The organism is Streptomyces sp. KPB2, from assembly GCF_003950055.1.
GTDB classification, from domain to species: Bacteria; Actinomycetota; Actinomycetes; order Streptomycetales; family Streptomycetaceae; genus Streptomyces; species Streptomyces salinarius.
This window is the reverse complement of record NZ_CP034353.1, coordinates 7733546-7747083: the sequence shown is the minus strand read 5'-3', so window position 1 is coordinate 7747083 and position 13538 is coordinate 7733546. Positions and strand designations below refer to the sequence as shown.

General features: G+C 72.9%; 17 protein-coding genes. 4 read left to right on the top strand and 13 right to left on the bottom strand.

What is annotated here, in order from left to right; translation table 11 throughout:
• Positions 1 to 38: 38 nt before the first annotated feature.
• The 10 genes from D1J63_RS35105 to D1J63_RS35060 form a co-directional block, all read right to left on the bottom strand.
• Positions 39 to 842 (bottom strand): SAM-dependent methyltransferase, encoded by an 804-nt coding sequence (locus tag D1J63_RS35105; protein ID WP_125634609.1) that lies wholly within the window; start codon positions 840 to 842, stop codon positions 39 to 41.
• 66 nt (positions 843 to 908) lie between these two features.
• Positions 909 to 1448 (bottom strand): GNAT family N-acetyltransferase, encoded by a 540-nt coding sequence (locus tag D1J63_RS35100; protein ID WP_164713116.1) that lies wholly within the window; start codon positions 1446 to 1448, stop codon positions 909 to 911.
• Between the two features lie 40 nt (positions 1449 to 1488).
• Positions 1489 to 2322: a PIG-L family deacetylase gene (locus D1J63_RS35095; RefSeq protein WP_125634607.1), complete on the bottom strand. Its 834-nt coding sequence runs from the start codon at positions 2320 to 2322 to the stop codon at positions 1489 to 1491.
• Between the two features lie 123 nt (positions 2323 to 2445).
• Complete coding sequence (locus D1J63_RS35090; protein ID WP_125634605.1) at positions 2446 to 3108, bottom strand: histidine phosphatase family protein; 663 nt, start codon at positions 3106 to 3108, stop codon at positions 2446 to 2448.
• Positions 3109 to 3187: 79 nt separating this feature from the next.
• Positions 3188 to 4429 carry a D-mannonate dehydratase ManD gene (manD, locus tag D1J63_RS35085; protein ID WP_125634603.1) on the bottom strand — a complete coding sequence of 414 codons (1242 nt, stop codon included), beginning with the start codon at positions 4427 to 4429 and terminating at the stop codon, positions 3188 to 3190.
• Positions 4430 to 4492: 63 nt separating this feature from the next.
• Positions 4493 to 5281 (bottom strand): dihydrofolate reductase family protein, encoded by a 789-nt coding sequence (locus D1J63_RS35080; RefSeq protein ID WP_125634601.1) that lies wholly within the window; start codon positions 5279 to 5281, stop codon positions 4493 to 4495.
• Positions 5281 to 6156, bottom strand: a complete 876-nt coding sequence (gene folP, locus D1J63_RS35075) for a dihydropteroate synthase (RefSeq protein ID WP_125634599.1) — start codon at positions 6154 to 6156, stop codon at positions 5281 to 5283. The genes D1J63_RS35080 and folP overlap by 1 nt, the downstream gene beginning before the upstream one ends.
• A 34-nt stretch (positions 6157 to 6190) precedes the next feature.
• A complete protein-coding gene (locus D1J63_RS35070) occupies positions 6191 to 7432 on the bottom strand; it encodes an FAD-dependent oxidoreductase (protein ID WP_125634597.1) in 1242 nt (413 codons plus the stop codon).
• Between the two features lie 43 nt (positions 7433 to 7475).
• A complete protein-coding gene (gene folE, locus D1J63_RS35065) occupies positions 7476 to 8072 on the bottom strand; it encodes a GTP cyclohydrolase I FolE (protein ID WP_102929320.1) in 597 nt (198 codons plus the stop codon).
• 102 nt (positions 8073 to 8174) lie between these two features.
• Positions 8175 to 8648 carry a DoxX family protein gene (locus D1J63_RS35060; RefSeq protein ID WP_125634595.1) on the bottom strand — a complete coding sequence of 158 codons (474 nt, stop codon included), beginning with the start codon at positions 8646 to 8648 and terminating at the stop codon, positions 8175 to 8177.
• A gap of 93 nt (positions 8649 to 8741) precedes the next feature.
• Between D1J63_RS35060 and D1J63_RS35055 the strand changes: the two genes are divergently transcribed.
• On the top strand, positions 8742 to 9410 hold the full coding sequence (locus D1J63_RS35055) for a helix-turn-helix domain-containing protein (RefSeq protein WP_125634593.1): 669 nt from the start codon (positions 8742 to 8744) through the stop codon (positions 9408 to 9410).
• 61 nt (positions 9411 to 9471) lie between these two features.
• On the opposite strand, the gene D1J63_RS35050 is transcribed toward D1J63_RS35055, so the two are convergent.
• Positions 9472 to 10134 (bottom strand): type III effector protein, encoded by a 663-nt coding sequence (locus D1J63_RS35050; protein WP_125634591.1) that lies wholly within the window; start codon positions 10132 to 10134, stop codon positions 9472 to 9474.
• A gap of 140 nt (positions 10135 to 10274) precedes the next feature.
• On the opposite strand from D1J63_RS35050, the gene D1J63_RS35045 reads away from it, so the two are divergent.
• The 3 genes from D1J63_RS35045 (at position 10275) to D1J63_RS35035 (ending at position 11766) form a co-directional block, all read left to right on the top strand.
• Positions 10275 to 10712 (top strand): Hsp20/alpha crystallin family protein, encoded by a 438-nt coding sequence (locus D1J63_RS35045; RefSeq protein ID WP_102932800.1) that lies wholly within the window; start codon positions 10275 to 10277, stop codon positions 10710 to 10712.
• A gap of 98 nt (positions 10713 to 10810) precedes the next feature.
• Entirely contained in the window at positions 10811 to 11239 is a 429-nt protein-coding gene (locus D1J63_RS35040; protein ID WP_102932799.1) for a DUF2267 domain-containing protein, read from the top strand.
• Between the two features lie 86 nt (positions 11240 to 11325).
• Positions 11326 to 11766, top strand: coding sequence for a DUF2267 domain-containing protein (locus tag D1J63_RS35035; protein ID WP_102932798.1), 441 nt, complete (start codon positions 11326 to 11328; stop codon positions 11764 to 11766).
• 171 nt (positions 11767 to 11937) lie between these two features.
• Here D1J63_RS35035 and D1J63_RS35030 read toward each other — a convergent pair whose 3' ends face one another.
• Together D1J63_RS35030 and D1J63_RS35025 are read right to left on the bottom strand one after the other, a co-directional pair.
• A complete protein-coding gene (locus D1J63_RS35030; protein WP_241235643.1) occupies positions 11938 to 12549 on the bottom strand; it encodes an HD domain-containing protein in 612 nt (203 codons plus the stop codon).
• Complete coding sequence (locus tag D1J63_RS35025; protein WP_125634589.1) at positions 12546 to 13490, bottom strand: NADP-dependent oxidoreductase; 945 nt, start codon at positions 13488 to 13490, stop codon at positions 12546 to 12548. Before D1J63_RS35025 ends, D1J63_RS35030 begins: the two co-directional genes overlap by 4 nt.
• Positions 13491 to 13538: the final 48 nt, after the last annotated feature.

Here is a 13538-nt window from a genome sequence, read left to right as displayed (position 1 = left end):
CGGCCCGCACACCGGTCCGCGCCCGGTGAAGGAGCGTGTCAGGGCTTGAGGGCGACTCCGCAGACGGACACGTCGGCCGTGGGCTCCTCGGGCCGGTCGGTGTCCGGGCGCCAGGTGGCCGTGGACACGACTCCCGGATCCACCGGGGTCAGTCCGGCGAAGTAGGCCGCGATCTCCTGCGGGGACCGCAGGTGGTAGGTGTTGGCCGACTGCCCGTTGTAGGCCTCGACCGCCCGGTTGAGCGCCTCGTTGCCGTTGGTGCCGTCGCTCAGGGCGAGGTAGCTGCCCGGGGGCAGCCCCGCCAGCAGGGTGCTCACCAGCTCCGCGGGACGCTCGGCGTCGGAGATCTGCCCCATGATCCCCAGCATGGTCAGCGCGACCGGGCGGCTGAGGTCCAGGGTCTTGGCGGCTTCGGCCAGGATCCGTTCGGGGTCCCGGACATCGGCGTCGACGTAGGCGCAGGCGCCCTCCGGACTGCTGGTGAGCAGTGCCTGGGCGTGGGTGAGGACGAGTGGGTCGTTGTCCACGTACACGATGCGGCTCTCCGGCGCGATGCGCTGGGCCACCTCGTGCGTGTTGTCCGCTGTGGGCAGTCCCGTGCCGATGTCGAGGAACTGCCGGACACCGGCCTCGCCGGCCAGGAAGCCCACCGCGCGTGCCAGGAACCGTCGTTGCACCCGCGCGACGGCGGCGAACTCGGGAAACGTCGTCAGGATGACCTCACCGGCCTCGCTGTCGACCGGGTAGTTGTCCTTGCCGCCCAGCAGATAGTTCCAGACACGGGCGGAGTGCGGACGATCGGTCTGCAGTCTGGCCCTGACTTCTTCGCTCGGATCACTCATGGGCAAAGCTTCACACAGAGCCGCACGTCATGGGGCCAACTGCCGCCCGCTCGCACCGCGTCCGGCTCAGGGGGACGGTACGGCCGGGGACCGCAGGCCCAGCCACTGCTCGGCGTCCCAAGCCCGGAACCGCTCGACCTCGGTGAACCCCAGCTTCGCGGCGAGGCGCATCGAGCGAGTGTTGGCGGTCTGCGTGGTGAGCACCACCGGCTCGCCGGGAAGGGCGCCGTCGAGCCAGTCGAGAGCCGCCGCGCACGCCTCGCCGGCGTACCCGAGACCCCAGGCCCGCGGCAGGAACAGGTAGCCGAGATCGATCTTCCCCACGGCTGCCGGGCGTTGGTGCTCGGGCGCTCTCCGGAGCAGGATCTCGCCGATCATCGCCCCGTCGAGTTCGACGACGAAACACCCGGGCCACCGCCCCGGCAGCCCGGGCACCTCGCGCTCCAGCTCCTCCGGCGGGCGGGGGCCGCCGAGGTAGGTGTGCACCTCCGGCGAGGCCAGCAGCTCGATGAACGCCGCACGGTCCCGGGCCTCGGACTCACGGAGCACGAGTCGGCCCGTCCTGATCGGCTCGGGCGGCCAGGCGACGGGTTCCAGGTCTGACATGCGCGCAGGCTAACAGCCCCGGAACCCGGCCGGCCCGGGTTCAGCGCAGTCCGGCGAAGAGGTCGTTCTCCGGCAGGGCCGCGCCCGTGGTGTCCCGGACGAGTACGAAGGTCTCCATGCCCATCAGTTCACCGAACCTCTCCTTGCCCATCCTGAGGAAGAAGATGTTCTCGCCCTGGCTGGCGTGCGCGGCCAGCGCGTCGAACTTCTGACCGCTGAACGCGGTGGTGTCGACCCAGGTGGTGATCTCGTCGTCGGGCAGCCCGATCTCGGCCATCGCGGCGGCCTCGTCGGGGTCCGGCTCGGGCACGTCCTCGCCGAACTCGCGCATGATCTCGCCGAAACGCCCCATCATCGAGCGGGGCGCCGTCGTCCAGTAGACCTTCGGCGTCAGCTCCGTCATCTCCAGTGCCGCCATCGTGATGCGGTGCGCCTGGATGTGGTCGGGGTGGCCGTAGAAGCCGTTCTCGTCGTAGGTGACGACCACATCGGGCCGGTAGTGCCGTATGAGTTCCGCGAGTCGTGCGGCGCCCTCCTCCACCGGTGTCCGCCAGAAGGAGCCCGGGGCGTCGTTGCCGGGCCAGCCCGCCATTCCGGAGTCGGCGTAGTCCAGCATCTCCAGATCACTGACCTTCAGGACGTCACAGCTCTCCCGGAGTTCCTGACGGCGCATCAGGGCGACGGCCGCCGGATCGTGTCCGGGGTCGCCCGGCTTCACACCCCCCGGTCCGTCACCGCAGCCGCCGTCGGTACACGTCACGAGCACCGTGCGGATGCCTTCCGCCGCGTACCGCGCCAGGACGCCGCCCGTTCCGGTGGCCTCGTCGTCGGGATGGGCGTGCACGGCCATGAGCGTCAAGGGTCGGTCCGTCATGAAACTGTTCCTCCTGAGGACATGCGTCTCGGTATACATGCGTCCCGAACGAATGGGGCGGGCATGCGCCTGTGCAACAGCGTGGGCCGGGCCCGCTGTTCCCGACGGTGCCGAGCGCGCGCGTCAGGGCGTGGAAAGAGCCGACCCCGTGGGGTCGTCCGGATCCGGGGTGTGGGGAAGGGGACCCAGTGAGGTGCCCTCCCAGAGCAGTGCTCGCCATCCCTGGTCGGGCGAACCGGTGAGGATGACGATGCCCGTGTTCGCCAGGGGGTGCTGCGCGGCGTAGGCGACGTCCACGTTGTCCGCCCGCGCCGCGACCCACATGCGGATCGCGGCACCGTGGCTGACGACGGCCACCGTCTCCGCGCCGTCCTCGTGGGCCTCGGCCACGACGGCGTCGAACCGCCCCAGCGCCTCCACCCCGTTCTCGCCGCCCGGCATACGGAGCCCTACGTTCCCCGCGGACCAGGCGAAGGCGGTGTGCATGTAGCGGCGTGCCGCCTCGTCGTCGCCGCGCATCTCCAGATCGCCGGCGGCCAGCTCCCGGACACCGGCCCGGACCCGGACCTCCAGTCCGGTCGCGGCGGCCAGGGGCGCGGCGGTCAGCTGGGTGCGCACGAGCGTCGAGGCGTACAGCGCGTCGATCCGCTCCGACGCCAGCGCGTCCGGCAGTGCCGCGGCCTGTTCCTGGCCCAGGGAGGTCAGACCGGGGCCGGGCTCCGCGGTGTCGAGGAGGTGCTTGAGGTTGGACGGGGTCTGGCCGTGCCTGATGAGCAGGAGACGCATGCGGCGGGGCTTTCCGGGAGGTGGACGGGACATCCCCACCATGCCACGCCCCACGGGGAACGGGCGGGCTCCCGGGGCCTCACCAGTCGTGGACGGTGCCGTCGCGCAGGCGGTTCACGGGCAGGTAGGCGGGCTCGTAGGGGAAGCGGGACGCGGCCTCGTCGTCGAGCTCGACCCCGAGGCCGGGTGCGTCGCCGGGGTGCAGGAGGCCGTCCTCGAAGCGGTAGGACGTGCGGAACACCTCGAGCGTCTCCGGGGCGTGACGCATGTACTCCTGGATGCCGAAGTTGTGCACGGCGAGGTCGAGGTGGAGGGCGGCCGCCATGCCCACCGGTGAGATGTCGGTCGGACCGTGCATGCCCGACCTGATGCCGTACACGGCGGCCATGTCGAGCAGTTTGCGTACGGCGGTGATGCCGCCGGTGTGCGTCACCGCCGAGCGGACGTAGTCGATCAGCCGGTCCCGGAGCAGCGTGGTGTAGTCGTGGACGGAGTTGAAGACCTCCCCGATGGCCAGCGGGGTGGTGGTGTGCTCGCGCACGAGCCGCAGCGCCGCCTGGTCCTCGCCCGGGGTCGCGTCCTCCAGCCAGAAGAGGTCGTAGGGCTCGAGGTCCCGGCCGAGCCGCGCGGCCTGGATGGGTGTCATGCGGTGGTGCCCGTCGTGCAGCAGCGGGAGCTCGGGGCCGAAGGTGTGCCGTACGGCTTCGAAGACCGTGGGCATGTGGCGCAGGTAGGCGCGGGTGTCCCAGGTCTCCTCGGTGGGCCTCGGGTGGGTGGTGCCCGTGCGCCGGGCGGGCTCGTAGTCGTAGCGCTCGCCCTCTCCGGCGGCGGAGGCGGCCACGCCGTACACGGAGTCGAGACCCGGGATGCCGCTCTGGATCCGGACGGCGCGGAACCCGTCGGCCAGGTGCTCGCGCACCGAGTCGAGCAGTTCGGGTATGTCCCGGCCGGAGGCGTGGCCGTAGGCCAGCGCGCCCGTGCGGCACGCGCCGCCGAGGAGCTGGTACACCGGCATGCCCGCCGCCTTGCCCTTGATGTCCCACAGGGCGGTGTCCACGGCGGCGACGGCCGCCATGGTCACCGGGCCCCGGCGCCAGTAGGCGCCCCGGTACAGGTACTGCCAGGTGTCCTCGACGGCATGCGCGTCCCGGCCGAGCAGCAAGGGGGCCACGTGCTCGCGCAGGTAGGCCTCGACGGCCAGCTCACGGCCGTTGAGGGTGGCGTCCCCGAGGCCGGTGAGCCCGTCCTCGGTGGTGATGCGCAGGGTGACGAAGTTGCGGCCCGGGCTGGTGACGACGACGTCGGCTGCGGTGATCTTCACGTGGGTCCGTCCTCGGGACTCGGAAGCGGCGGTGGCGGCGGGACTCCGGCCACGACCACCCTTTTACGCGTCGCCGTCGTCGTCAACGGCCCGCTGCCGACCGGGGCGGCCGGCCGGCCGTGTGAGGTAGCGCAGGAGCAGGGTGTCCTCCTCGGCGATCGCGGAGGCCAGGCGCAGGTCGGTGGGCCGGGCGGGCGGTCCGGTGGCGATGCGGCCGGCGGGGCCCGCCGTCAGCAGGGGGGAGACGGTCAGGCGGAGTTCGTCGACCTGGCCGGCTGCGGCCAGCGCCCCGAACAGGTGGGGTCCGCCTTCGCAGTCGATGCGTCGCAGCCCGCGCCGGGTGAGAGCCGCGACCGCCGCGACGAGGTCGACGGCGTCCTCGCCCGCGACGACGACCTCCGCCCCGGCGTCCTGCCAGGCCCGACGGGTGGGCGCCGGTGCCGACGCGCAGGTGAGGACGATGGTGGGGACGCGTGCTCGGGTGATCACGGGGGCGTCGGGGGGCAGTGTCCGTCCGGTGGTCACCACGGCGGTGGGCGCGGTGTCGGCCAGGTCGTGACGGCGTCGGCGGGCGAGGGTGTGCCGGTCGGGATGGACGCCGCGGAAGCCTTCGACCATGGCGGTGGTGGCGCCGATCAGCAGTACGTCGGCGAGGTCGCTGCCGAGTCGCAGCACCTTGCGGTCGGGCGGTGTGGACAGGGGCCTGGCCAGACCGCCGACCTCCACGGCCCCGTCGGCGCTGGCGACGAAGTTGACGGCCAGCCAGCGCGGGCGGAGCGGGTAGGTGTAGAGGCGTTCCAGGTCGTCGTCGTCGAGGGGCCGGGCGTCTTCGGTGGGCCAGATCTGGTGCATCAGGCGATCCAGGTTCCGGTGCGGGCGGGGGGACGGCTGCCGTTGATGCCCGCGGCCATCTCGACGGTCTGCCGGGTGGGCCGGACCTGGTGGGCCCGGAAGACGGCGGCGCCGTCCCGGGCCGCGACGGCCGTGGCCGCCAGGGTGCCGGTCAGCCGGTCGTGCAGTTCCACATCCAGCATCTCGCCCACGAACGTCTTGTTGGACAGGGCCATCAGGACCGGCCAGCCGGACCGGGTGAACTCCCGGACGTTGCGGAGCAGGAGGAGGTGGTCGGGGGTGTTCTTGCCGTAGCCGGTGGCATCGATGAGGATGCCGCCCCGGGGCACGCCGGCGGCCTCGGCGCGTTCCGCGAGGCCGACGACGGAGGTGCGGACGGCGGCCACCACGTCGTCGTAGCCGGGGCGGAAGGGTTCGGCGCGGGGGGTCCGGCCGCCGGTGTGCGTGCACACGTAGCCGGCACCGTGGTCGGCGGCCACCTCGATCAGTTTCGGGTCGGCGGCGGCCCATGCGTCGTTGAGGAGGTCCGCGCCGGCCCGGCAGGCCGCGTCGCCCACTTCGTGGCGCCAGGTGTCGATGCTGATCAGGAGGTCCGGGTAGCGGTCGCGGGCCCATTCGACGAGCGGGACGACACGGGCGGCTTCTTCTTCGGCGGTGACTTCCTCTCCCGGACTGGCCGCCACTCCGCCGAGGTCGATCATGTCGGCTCCCTCGGCGACGGCCCTGGCGATGGCGTTTTGGGCCGCTTCGGCGGCGAAGGTGGCTCCCTGGTCGTAGAAGGAGTCCGGTGTGCGATTGACGATCGCCATCACCAGGGGCCGGTCGCTGACGATGCGGCGGCCGCGGAACTCGAGGTCGACTGCTGTGGCGTTCATGCGGTCATGGCTCCTGTCGTCGCTCGGGCGGGGCTCACCGCCGGTCGGCCGCGCCGGCGGTGGTGAGGGTGTTCAGGTCCGCCTCGGCGAGTTGCCGGGCGGAGACCCTGGCCCGGGTGCCGACCAGGTCCGTGAGTGCGTCGCCGTGGTCCCAGAGGTTGACGTTGAGGGCGGCGGTGACCCGTCCGTCGCGCAGCCAGAAGGCGAGGAACTCGCGGGAGTCGGGATCGCCGCGCAGGACCAGTTCGTCATGGGCCGGGTCGGCCAGGCCGCGGTACTCGCAGCCGAGGTCGTACTGGTCGGAGAAGAAGTACGGGTCGGCGCCGTACGCGTCGTGGCCGCCGAGGAGGTTGCCGGCCACGTGGGTGCCCTGGTCCTTGGCGTTGGACCAGTGCTCGACGCGTACGCGTCCCTCGTGACGCGGGTGGTCGTGGGCGGCGACGTCCCCGGCCGCGTAGACGTCGGGGGCCGAGGTGCGCAGTGCGGCGTCGACGGCGATTCCGCCCGCCGCGAGGTCCAGGCCCGCCGCTTCGGCGAGTTCGGTGCGGGGCACGGCACCGGCTCCGACGACCACCACGTCGGCGGGCAGTTCGCCGCCGTCCTCCAGCAGCACCGCCCGGCCGTCGGCGCGGGTGCCCCTCGCCCTGACGCCCAGACGCAGGGTGACGCCGTGGTCGGCGTGCAGATCGCGGAAGACCGACCCGACGCGGTCGCCGAGGACGTTGCGCAGCGGCAGCGGAACGGGGTCGACCATGGTCACGTCGGCACCGTGGGCGCGGGCCGCGGAGGCCACCTCGCAGCCGATCCAGCCGGCGCCGACGATCACCACCCGGGCACCGTCGGTCAGCTTCTCCCTCAGGGCCAGGGCGTTGTCGAGGGTGCGCAGCATGTGCACGCCGGGGCCGTCGAAGCCCGGCAGGGTGCGCGGGCGGGAGCCGGTGGCCAGCAGCAGCCGGTCGTATCCGTGTTCCACTCCGTCGGCGTCGACGATCACGTGGTCGGCCGGGCGCAGGGCGGTGACGGTGGTGTCGCGGCGCAGTGCGATGCCGTGCTCGCCGTAGTAGCCCGCTCCCCGGACCCAGTCCGGTTCGTCCCGCTCGCCGAGCAGGACGCCCTTGGAGAGCGGGGGCAGTTCGTAGGGGTCGTGGCTTTCCTGCCCGAACAGGGTGACGTCTCCGTCGAACCCCTGTTCACGCAGGGCCGCCGCGGCCGACGCGCCGGCCAGTCCGGCGCCGACGATCAGGATCCGCCGGGGCGGGTGCTGCGCTGTGGTCATGGCTGCCTCCGGGACAGTGTGAGGGTGCGTGGCCGGTGCCTTGCTACCGCTGGACGCCGGTGAGCGCGAGGAATTCGTGCCGGGACGCCGGGTCGTCGCGCAGGGTTCCGAGCATGGTGGAGGTGACGGTCTTCGATCCGGTGGCCTGGACTCCGCGCAGGGTCATGCAGGTGTGTTCGGCTTCGACGACCACCCCGACTCCCCGGGGCCGGAGCTGTTCGGCGAGCCAGTCCGCGGTCTGCTTGGTCAGCCGTTCCTGCACCTGGGGCCGGCAGGCGAAGTGCTCCACGACCCGGGCCAGCTTCGACAGTCCGAGGATGCGGGTACCCGGCAGGTAGCCGACGTGCGCCTTTCCCACGAAGGGCAGCATGTGGTGCTGGCAGACCGAACGCACGGGGATGTCGCGGGCGAGGACGAGTTCGTCGTAGCCCTCGTCGTTGGGGAACGTGGTCATCCGAAAGGGGCGGGCGGTGAGCAGTTCGGCGTAGCCGCGGGCCATCCGGCCCGGAGTGTCCCGCGTCCCCTCGCTGTCCACCATGATGCCGAGCGCCGCCAGGAATTCCCGCGCCGCACGCTCGGCGGCTTCCAGGTCGGGTCCGGTGACGTCCTCGATCACCTGCAGTGGGACTGTGGCAGTCATCCCTCGTCCTCCTCGTGAGCGGGTCGGCCCGGAGGCCGGCGGGAGCCCGGGCCGGGACCCGAGCGGTGGCCGGCCGACCCGGGCGGGCCGGCCGGCGGGTGTTCAGCGCGTGCGGACTCCGCCGCCGGGGCGCCCGAACCACGCCGGGTCGTGGGCGGCCGCGAGCCGTGCCAGGGCGAGCGCGCCGACGAGCAGGCCGAAGTCGCGGAGCGCGACGTCGTAGAACCCGGAGTAGGTCAGCAGGTTGACGATGATGCCGGTGAGCCAGAGCGCGACGACGTAGGCGGCGTACCGGGGCTTGAGGGCCACGGCGACGCCGGCGACGATCTCGATCGCTCCCACGACGTACATCGCGGTCTGCGCGGAGAACGGCAGCACGTCGACGATCCACGGGGCGAGGTAGGACGGCCAGTCGGTGAGGGCGTTGACGAATTTGTCGATGCCCATCCAGATCGGCAGCACGGCGTACCCGACGCGCAGCAGCCAGTACGCGCCGTAGGCGGGTTCGTCCACGGCGCGCCGCCATCCCGATTCGAGGGAGTGCGTGCGCGCGGGGACATGAGCGGGAGCAGCCATGACGGCCTCCGTCTATCAACAAGGTTTGTTGTTTTTACAGGCTGGCCACGTCGCCGAACGTTTGTCAAATCTCATTGGTGTTACATTGACAGTGTGGGTACGAACGAGGACCGTGACAGGGACGCCATCAGCGACCTGAGCAGCCTGGACGACCCGGTGCGGCGTCGGCTGTACGACTACGTGCGGACCTGCGACGAACCCGTGGGCCGGGAGGAGGCCGCGCGGGCGGCCGGGATCAGCCGCACCCTCGCGGCCTACCACCTGGACCGACTGGCCGACGCCGGCCTGCTGACGACCAGCTACGCGCGCGCCGCCGGACGTGGCGGTCCGGGCGCGGGTCGTCCGGCCAAGCGCTACGCACGCACCGACGAAGAGCTGTCGGTCAGCGTGCCGCCCCGCGACTACGGCCTACTGGCGGGGGTACTGGCCGAGGCCGTCGCGGCCGACGACTCCGGGACGGTGCGCGAGGCGGTGGCCGCGGCCGCGCACGCGGCGGGCCGGTCGGCCGGAGGCGAGGACCTCACGACGGCGCTGCGCGGCTGCGGCTACGAGCCGGCGACGACCGACGAGGGAGGCGTCGACCTGCGCAACTGCCCCTTCCACCGGCTCGCCCAGGAGCACACCGAACTGGTGTGCTGGCTGAATCTGCACCTGGTGCGGGGCCTGCTCGAAGCGGGCGGGCAACCGCCCGGACGGGCCGTGCTGGCACCCCGCCCCGGCCACTGCTGCGTGGTCGTCGACCCACCCGGACGGACCGCCTGAACCACCGGCGGACGCGGGCGGGCCGGTCGGAGCGGGTCCCGCGGCTCCGTTTCCTTTCCTTTCACACCCCTGCGGGCGGCTGCTCCTCGCTGCTGCCGGTCCGACGGAGCCGGTCGGTGCGCCGGGTGAGGGTGTCGATGCGGTCGGCCAGTTCCCGGTGGTGCGCACGGAGGTGCTCGCGGGCACCGGACAGCGGCTCGATGAGGCCGGCGGCGTCGTCCCGGCCCAGGGCCTGGACGAGCGGAGTACGAGCGTCGGCCGGCAGACCCGTGAGGGCGGTGACCTGGCCGGCGAGCTGACGCAGGTCCGCGGCGTTGCCCCGGGCCCAGGTGGTGACGGCGCGGTCGGCGGCGCGGCGGTCGCGGGTGGCCTGGACGCGCTCTTCGCCGGTGCTGCCGGGGGCACCGGGCCGCAGGCGCAGGTAACGGCGTTCGGCGGCCTGGCGGCTGGCGACACCGAGCGGGCCGGCGAGCTCCGCCCAGCTGGCCCCCGCCTCGCGGGCGGTTTCGATCAGTCCCGTCTCCCACCCGGCGAGCTGGTCACGCATCTCGCGCAGGAGCAGCAGGGCGGCGAGCGCCTGGTCCGAGCTGACCTCGCCGCGGGACTGCTTGCCGTCCCGCGGCGCCTGGGCACTGTGGACCGCCTCCTCGATCGCCGCCAGCGCCGCCTTCGCGGCGAGGAAGGACACGGGCTGGGCTGCGGGTTCCCGCGGGTCTGCGGCCATGGTCACCTCCCGACTCGATGCCGTCCACGCGGTGTCGTCCAGTGGATGACATCAATTGTTGTCATCGTTCCGATGACATGGTACAAGAAGAAGCAAGACCCAGCGCATGAGCGGATCTACTCGACCGGAGGTGTTTCACCATGCTGATGCGCACCGACCCGTTCCGTGAGCTCGACCGGCTCACCCAGCAGTTGTTCCCCACCGCGTCCGGCACCTGGTCCCGTCCCTCGGCGATGCCCATGGACGCCTACCGCGAGGGCGACGTGTACGTGATCGCCCTCGACATCCCCGGAGTCGACCGGGACGCGATCGACATCGACGTCGAGCGCAACATGCTGACCGTCCGGGCCGAGCGTCGTCCCGTCGCCGGCGGCGACGAGGCGCAGATGGAACTCTCGGAACGCTCCTTCGGCGTGTTCTCCCGCCAGCTGATGCTCGCGGACACGCTCGACACCGAGCGGATCAGCGCCGACTACGACGCGGGCGTGCTCACCCTGCGCGTCCCGATCGCCGAGCGGGCCAAGCCGCGCAAGATCTCGATCGGTGCCGGCCCGGACCACAAGGAGATCTCCGGCTGAGGCGGGAGCCGCGCTCCCGGCGGCGGAGGACGGGGTGTCCCCCGCCCCCGCCCTCCGCCCGCCCGTCGGCACCGACCGCCCGGGGAAGGAGGACTGCGATGACCATGCGGTGGGACGTGTTCCTCGATCAGGTACAGGAACGCGGCGAGTATCCGACCCGCGCAGAGGCCGACCGTGCGGCACGCACCGTACTGGCCCTCCTGGGCGCCCACCTGGTGGGCGATGTACGGGCCGAACTGGCCGCGAGGCTCCCGGAGAGCTTCGCCCTGATCCTCCTCAATCCGCTGCAGGCCACCGAGCCGCTGTCCGCCGACCGCTTCGTGCGGGCCACGGCGGCGTGGATCGAGGGAGCCACCGAACAGACCGCCACCTGGGACGTCGGGGCCGTGCTCAGCGTGGCCGCCGACGCGGCCGGCGAAGAGCTGACCCGCCGCGTGCTGTTCCAGCTCCCGCCCGGGTACGACCTGCTCTTCGGGCGGCCCCAGGACGTCGCCGTCCCGAGCGCGGGCCGCGCCTCCCGGGGCTGAGACCCGCTCCCACGACAACCGACCGACCGGCCATACCCCACGACGCCGTACCACCAGCCCACGACACAGAAAGGCGCCCCTCACCGATGCAGTCCCAGACGGCTCCGACGACGATCGATTCCGAGCCGGCCATGTCCTACGCGCAGATGCTGGAGCAGGTCCGTTACCACGGCGCCTACCCCACCAGGGAGCGTGCCGAGGAGGTCGTGGCCGCCGTCCTGGCCGCCCTCGGCCGTCGCGTCACCGGCGAGGAGCGGGTCGAGCTGGCCGCCCGTCTCCCCCGCGAAGCGGCCCGGATCTTCGCCGCGCAGATCCCGGAGACCGGACCGATGACCGGCTGGGCCTTCGTCAGGGACCTCGCCACCCGCACCGGCGGCACCCTCGCCACCACACGGTGGGACGTCGGCTCGGTCCTGGGCGTCGTCGCACGCCTCGCCGGGCCCGCCCTGCTCGACCGCGTCCTCGCCCAGCTGCCTCCCGGCTACGCGATCCTCTTCGGCCGCGCGGAACTGACCCAGGCCGCCTGAACCCCCGGGGGCGGCACGGGAGTCGCCGCCCCCCGGAGCCGGGGCCGCCCGGTCCGGCCCAGGGCAGCGGCGCCCCGCCCCGTCGCGTTCGGCAGTGCGTCGGCCGAGCGGTTGCGGCGCGGTCGGCGACCGTGGGCCCCGACCGGCCGGCCCGAAAAGTCCGGGGCACGGTCAGGAGGAGGCGTCGAACGGGTTGGCGGCCATTCTGCCGGGGAGTCCCGAACTCACCGCGCCGGCGGCGGAGCTTTCGGGCTTGCGCGCCGCCTGGTCCCGGAAGCACGCCAGGAAGACCCCGGCGAAATCCAGCCTGGGGTGGCGCTCCAGCACCTCGTCGCGGAAGCGGGACGGGTAGGCGTCCGCCTCCCTGCCCACGACATCGGTCGCGGCGGCCCGGGCCAGCAGGTGCCCCTCGGGGTCCACGGAGACGTCCACCTGCGGCCACATGTGCCGGACGATCACGCCGTACAGGCGTTCACGGCGCTCGGCCGGCCAGCCGGCACCGGCGGCGAAGACCCTGGCGACGTGCCCGCCCGCCTCCTCGAACGCGAGGGTGTGGCTGTCGAAGGCCGGCACCAGCCCGATGTCGTGGAACAGCGCGGCGACGTAGAGGAGTTCCGGATCGAAGGGGACGCCGTCCGTCGTGCCGCGGGCCGCCGCCCACAGGTGGACGCGCAGCGAGTGATTGAGCAGTGCCGGGGACAGGTGGGCGGTCGCCACGTCCAGCGCGGCGGCCGCCGTCGCACCGTCGGGCGGGGAGAGGGCTTCGAGCAGGACGCCCTTCACCGCGAGCCTGCCGGTGCCGGGCCGGGCGGCACGACGCGGATGATCGTCCTGCCGCGTTTGCCGCCGCCGGGCGCGAACGCCTCGGGCGCTTCGGCGAGCGGGCGCACCTCCCCGACGGACGGCTTGAGCCGCCCGTCCCGCACCCGCTGCATCAGGGCGGTGAGCCCGGCCCGGTCGGGTTCTACGACGAAGAAGACCGCGCGGCCGTTCGCCGGCCGGACCTCGGGCGGCTGGGCAATGGTGACGAGGGTGCCGCCGGCCCGGACGAGGGCGGCCGAGCGGGCGAGGATCTCGCCGCCGATGACGTCGAAGACGACGTCGGCCTCGCCCGCGTCCTCCAGCCGCTCCGACTCGAGGTCCAGGAAGACGTCGGCGCCGAGACCGAGTGCGGTGTCCCGGTCCGCGGACCGACCGGTGGCGATCACCCGCGCGCCCACCTCCCGGGCGAGCTGGACCGCGATCGACCCGACGCTCCCCGCGGCGCCGTGGATCACGACCGTCTGTCCCGCGGTGAGCCGCCCGTGTTCCAGGAGGCCCTGCCAGGCGGTCAGCCCCGAGATGGGCAGCGCGGCGGCCACGGTGTGGTCGACGTCGGCCGGGAGGGGGGCGAGGTTGCGGGCCTCCACGGCGGTGTACTCCGCCAGCGATCCGTCGCGCGTCCAGTCGGCCATGCCGAACACCCGCTGGCCGACGGTGAGGCCGGTGGTGCCGTAGCCGAGTTCCTCGACCACCCCCGACAGCTCGTGTCCGGGGACGCTCGGCGTCCGGTCGCGACCGGCCCGGTCCGTCCAGGTACCGGGCCAGTCGAGCTCTCCGCGGGTGAAGCCGGCGGCGTGCACCCGCACCACGACGTCGTTCTCGGCGGCATGGGGGTGGGGGAGTTCCGCCAGGGTGAGCCCGCCGGAACCCGCGTCGCGATCGTGGACGGTGATGGCCTGCATGAGAGGTCCTCGCAAGAAGTGGTGGTCGTGCACTCACACGTCCCCCCG

What these genes read in the sequence shown, in the direction of transcription:
- D1J63_RS35105 (WP_125634609.1), bottom strand. Translation starts at nt 842, where the DNA reads ATGAGTGATCCGAGCGAAGAAGTCAGGGCCAGACTGCAGACCGATCGT.
- D1J63_RS35100 (WP_164713116.1), bottom strand. Translation starts at nt 1,448, where the DNA reads ATGTCAGACCTGGAACCCGTCGCCTGGCCGCCCGAGCCGATCAGGACG.
- D1J63_RS35095 (WP_125634607.1), bottom strand. Translation starts at nt 2,322, where the DNA reads ATGACGGACCGACCCTTGACGCTCATGGCCGTGCACGCCCATCCCGAC.
- D1J63_RS35090 (WP_125634605.1), bottom strand. Translation starts at nt 3,108, where the DNA reads ATGCGTCTCCTGCTCATCAGGCACGGCCAGACCCCGTCCAACCTCAAG.
- D1J63_RS35080 (WP_125634601.1), bottom strand. Translation starts at nt 5,281, where the DNA reads ATGCACCAGATCTGGCCCACCGAAGACGCCCGGCCCCTCGACGACGAC.
- folP (WP_125634599.1), bottom strand. Translation starts at nt 6,156, where the DNA reads ATGAACGCCACAGCAGTCGACCTCGAGTTCCGCGGCCGCCGCATCGTC.
- D1J63_RS35070 (WP_125634597.1), bottom strand. Translation starts at nt 7,432, where the DNA reads ATGACCACAGCGCAGCACCCGCCCCGGCGGATCCTGATCGTCGGCGCC.
- folE (WP_102929320.1), bottom strand. Translation starts at nt 8,072, where the DNA reads ATGACTGCCACAGTCCCACTGCAGGTGATCGAGGACGTCACCGGACCC.
- D1J63_RS35060 (WP_125634595.1), bottom strand. Translation starts at nt 8,648, where the DNA reads ATGGCTGCTCCCGCTCATGTCCCCGCGCGCACGCACTCCCTCGAATCG.
- D1J63_RS35050 (WP_125634591.1), bottom strand. Translation starts at nt 10,134, where the DNA reads ATGGCCGCAGACCCGCGGGAACCCGCAGCCCAGCCCGTGTCCTTCCTC.
- D1J63_RS35045 (WP_102932800.1), top strand. Translation starts at nt 10,275, where the DNA reads ATGCTGATGCGCACCGACCCGTTCCGTGAGCTCGACCGGCTCACCCAG.
- D1J63_RS35040 (WP_102932799.1), top strand. Translation starts at nt 10,811, where the DNA reads ATGACCATGCGGTGGGACGTGTTCCTCGATCAGGTACAGGAACGCGGC.
- D1J63_RS35035 (WP_102932798.1), top strand. Translation starts at nt 11,326, where the DNA reads ATGCAGTCCCAGACGGCTCCGACGACGATCGATTCCGAGCCGGCCATG.
- D1J63_RS35025 (WP_125634589.1), bottom strand. Translation starts at nt 13,490, where the DNA reads ATGCAGGCCATCACCGTCCACGATCGCGACGCGGGTTCCGGCGGGCTC.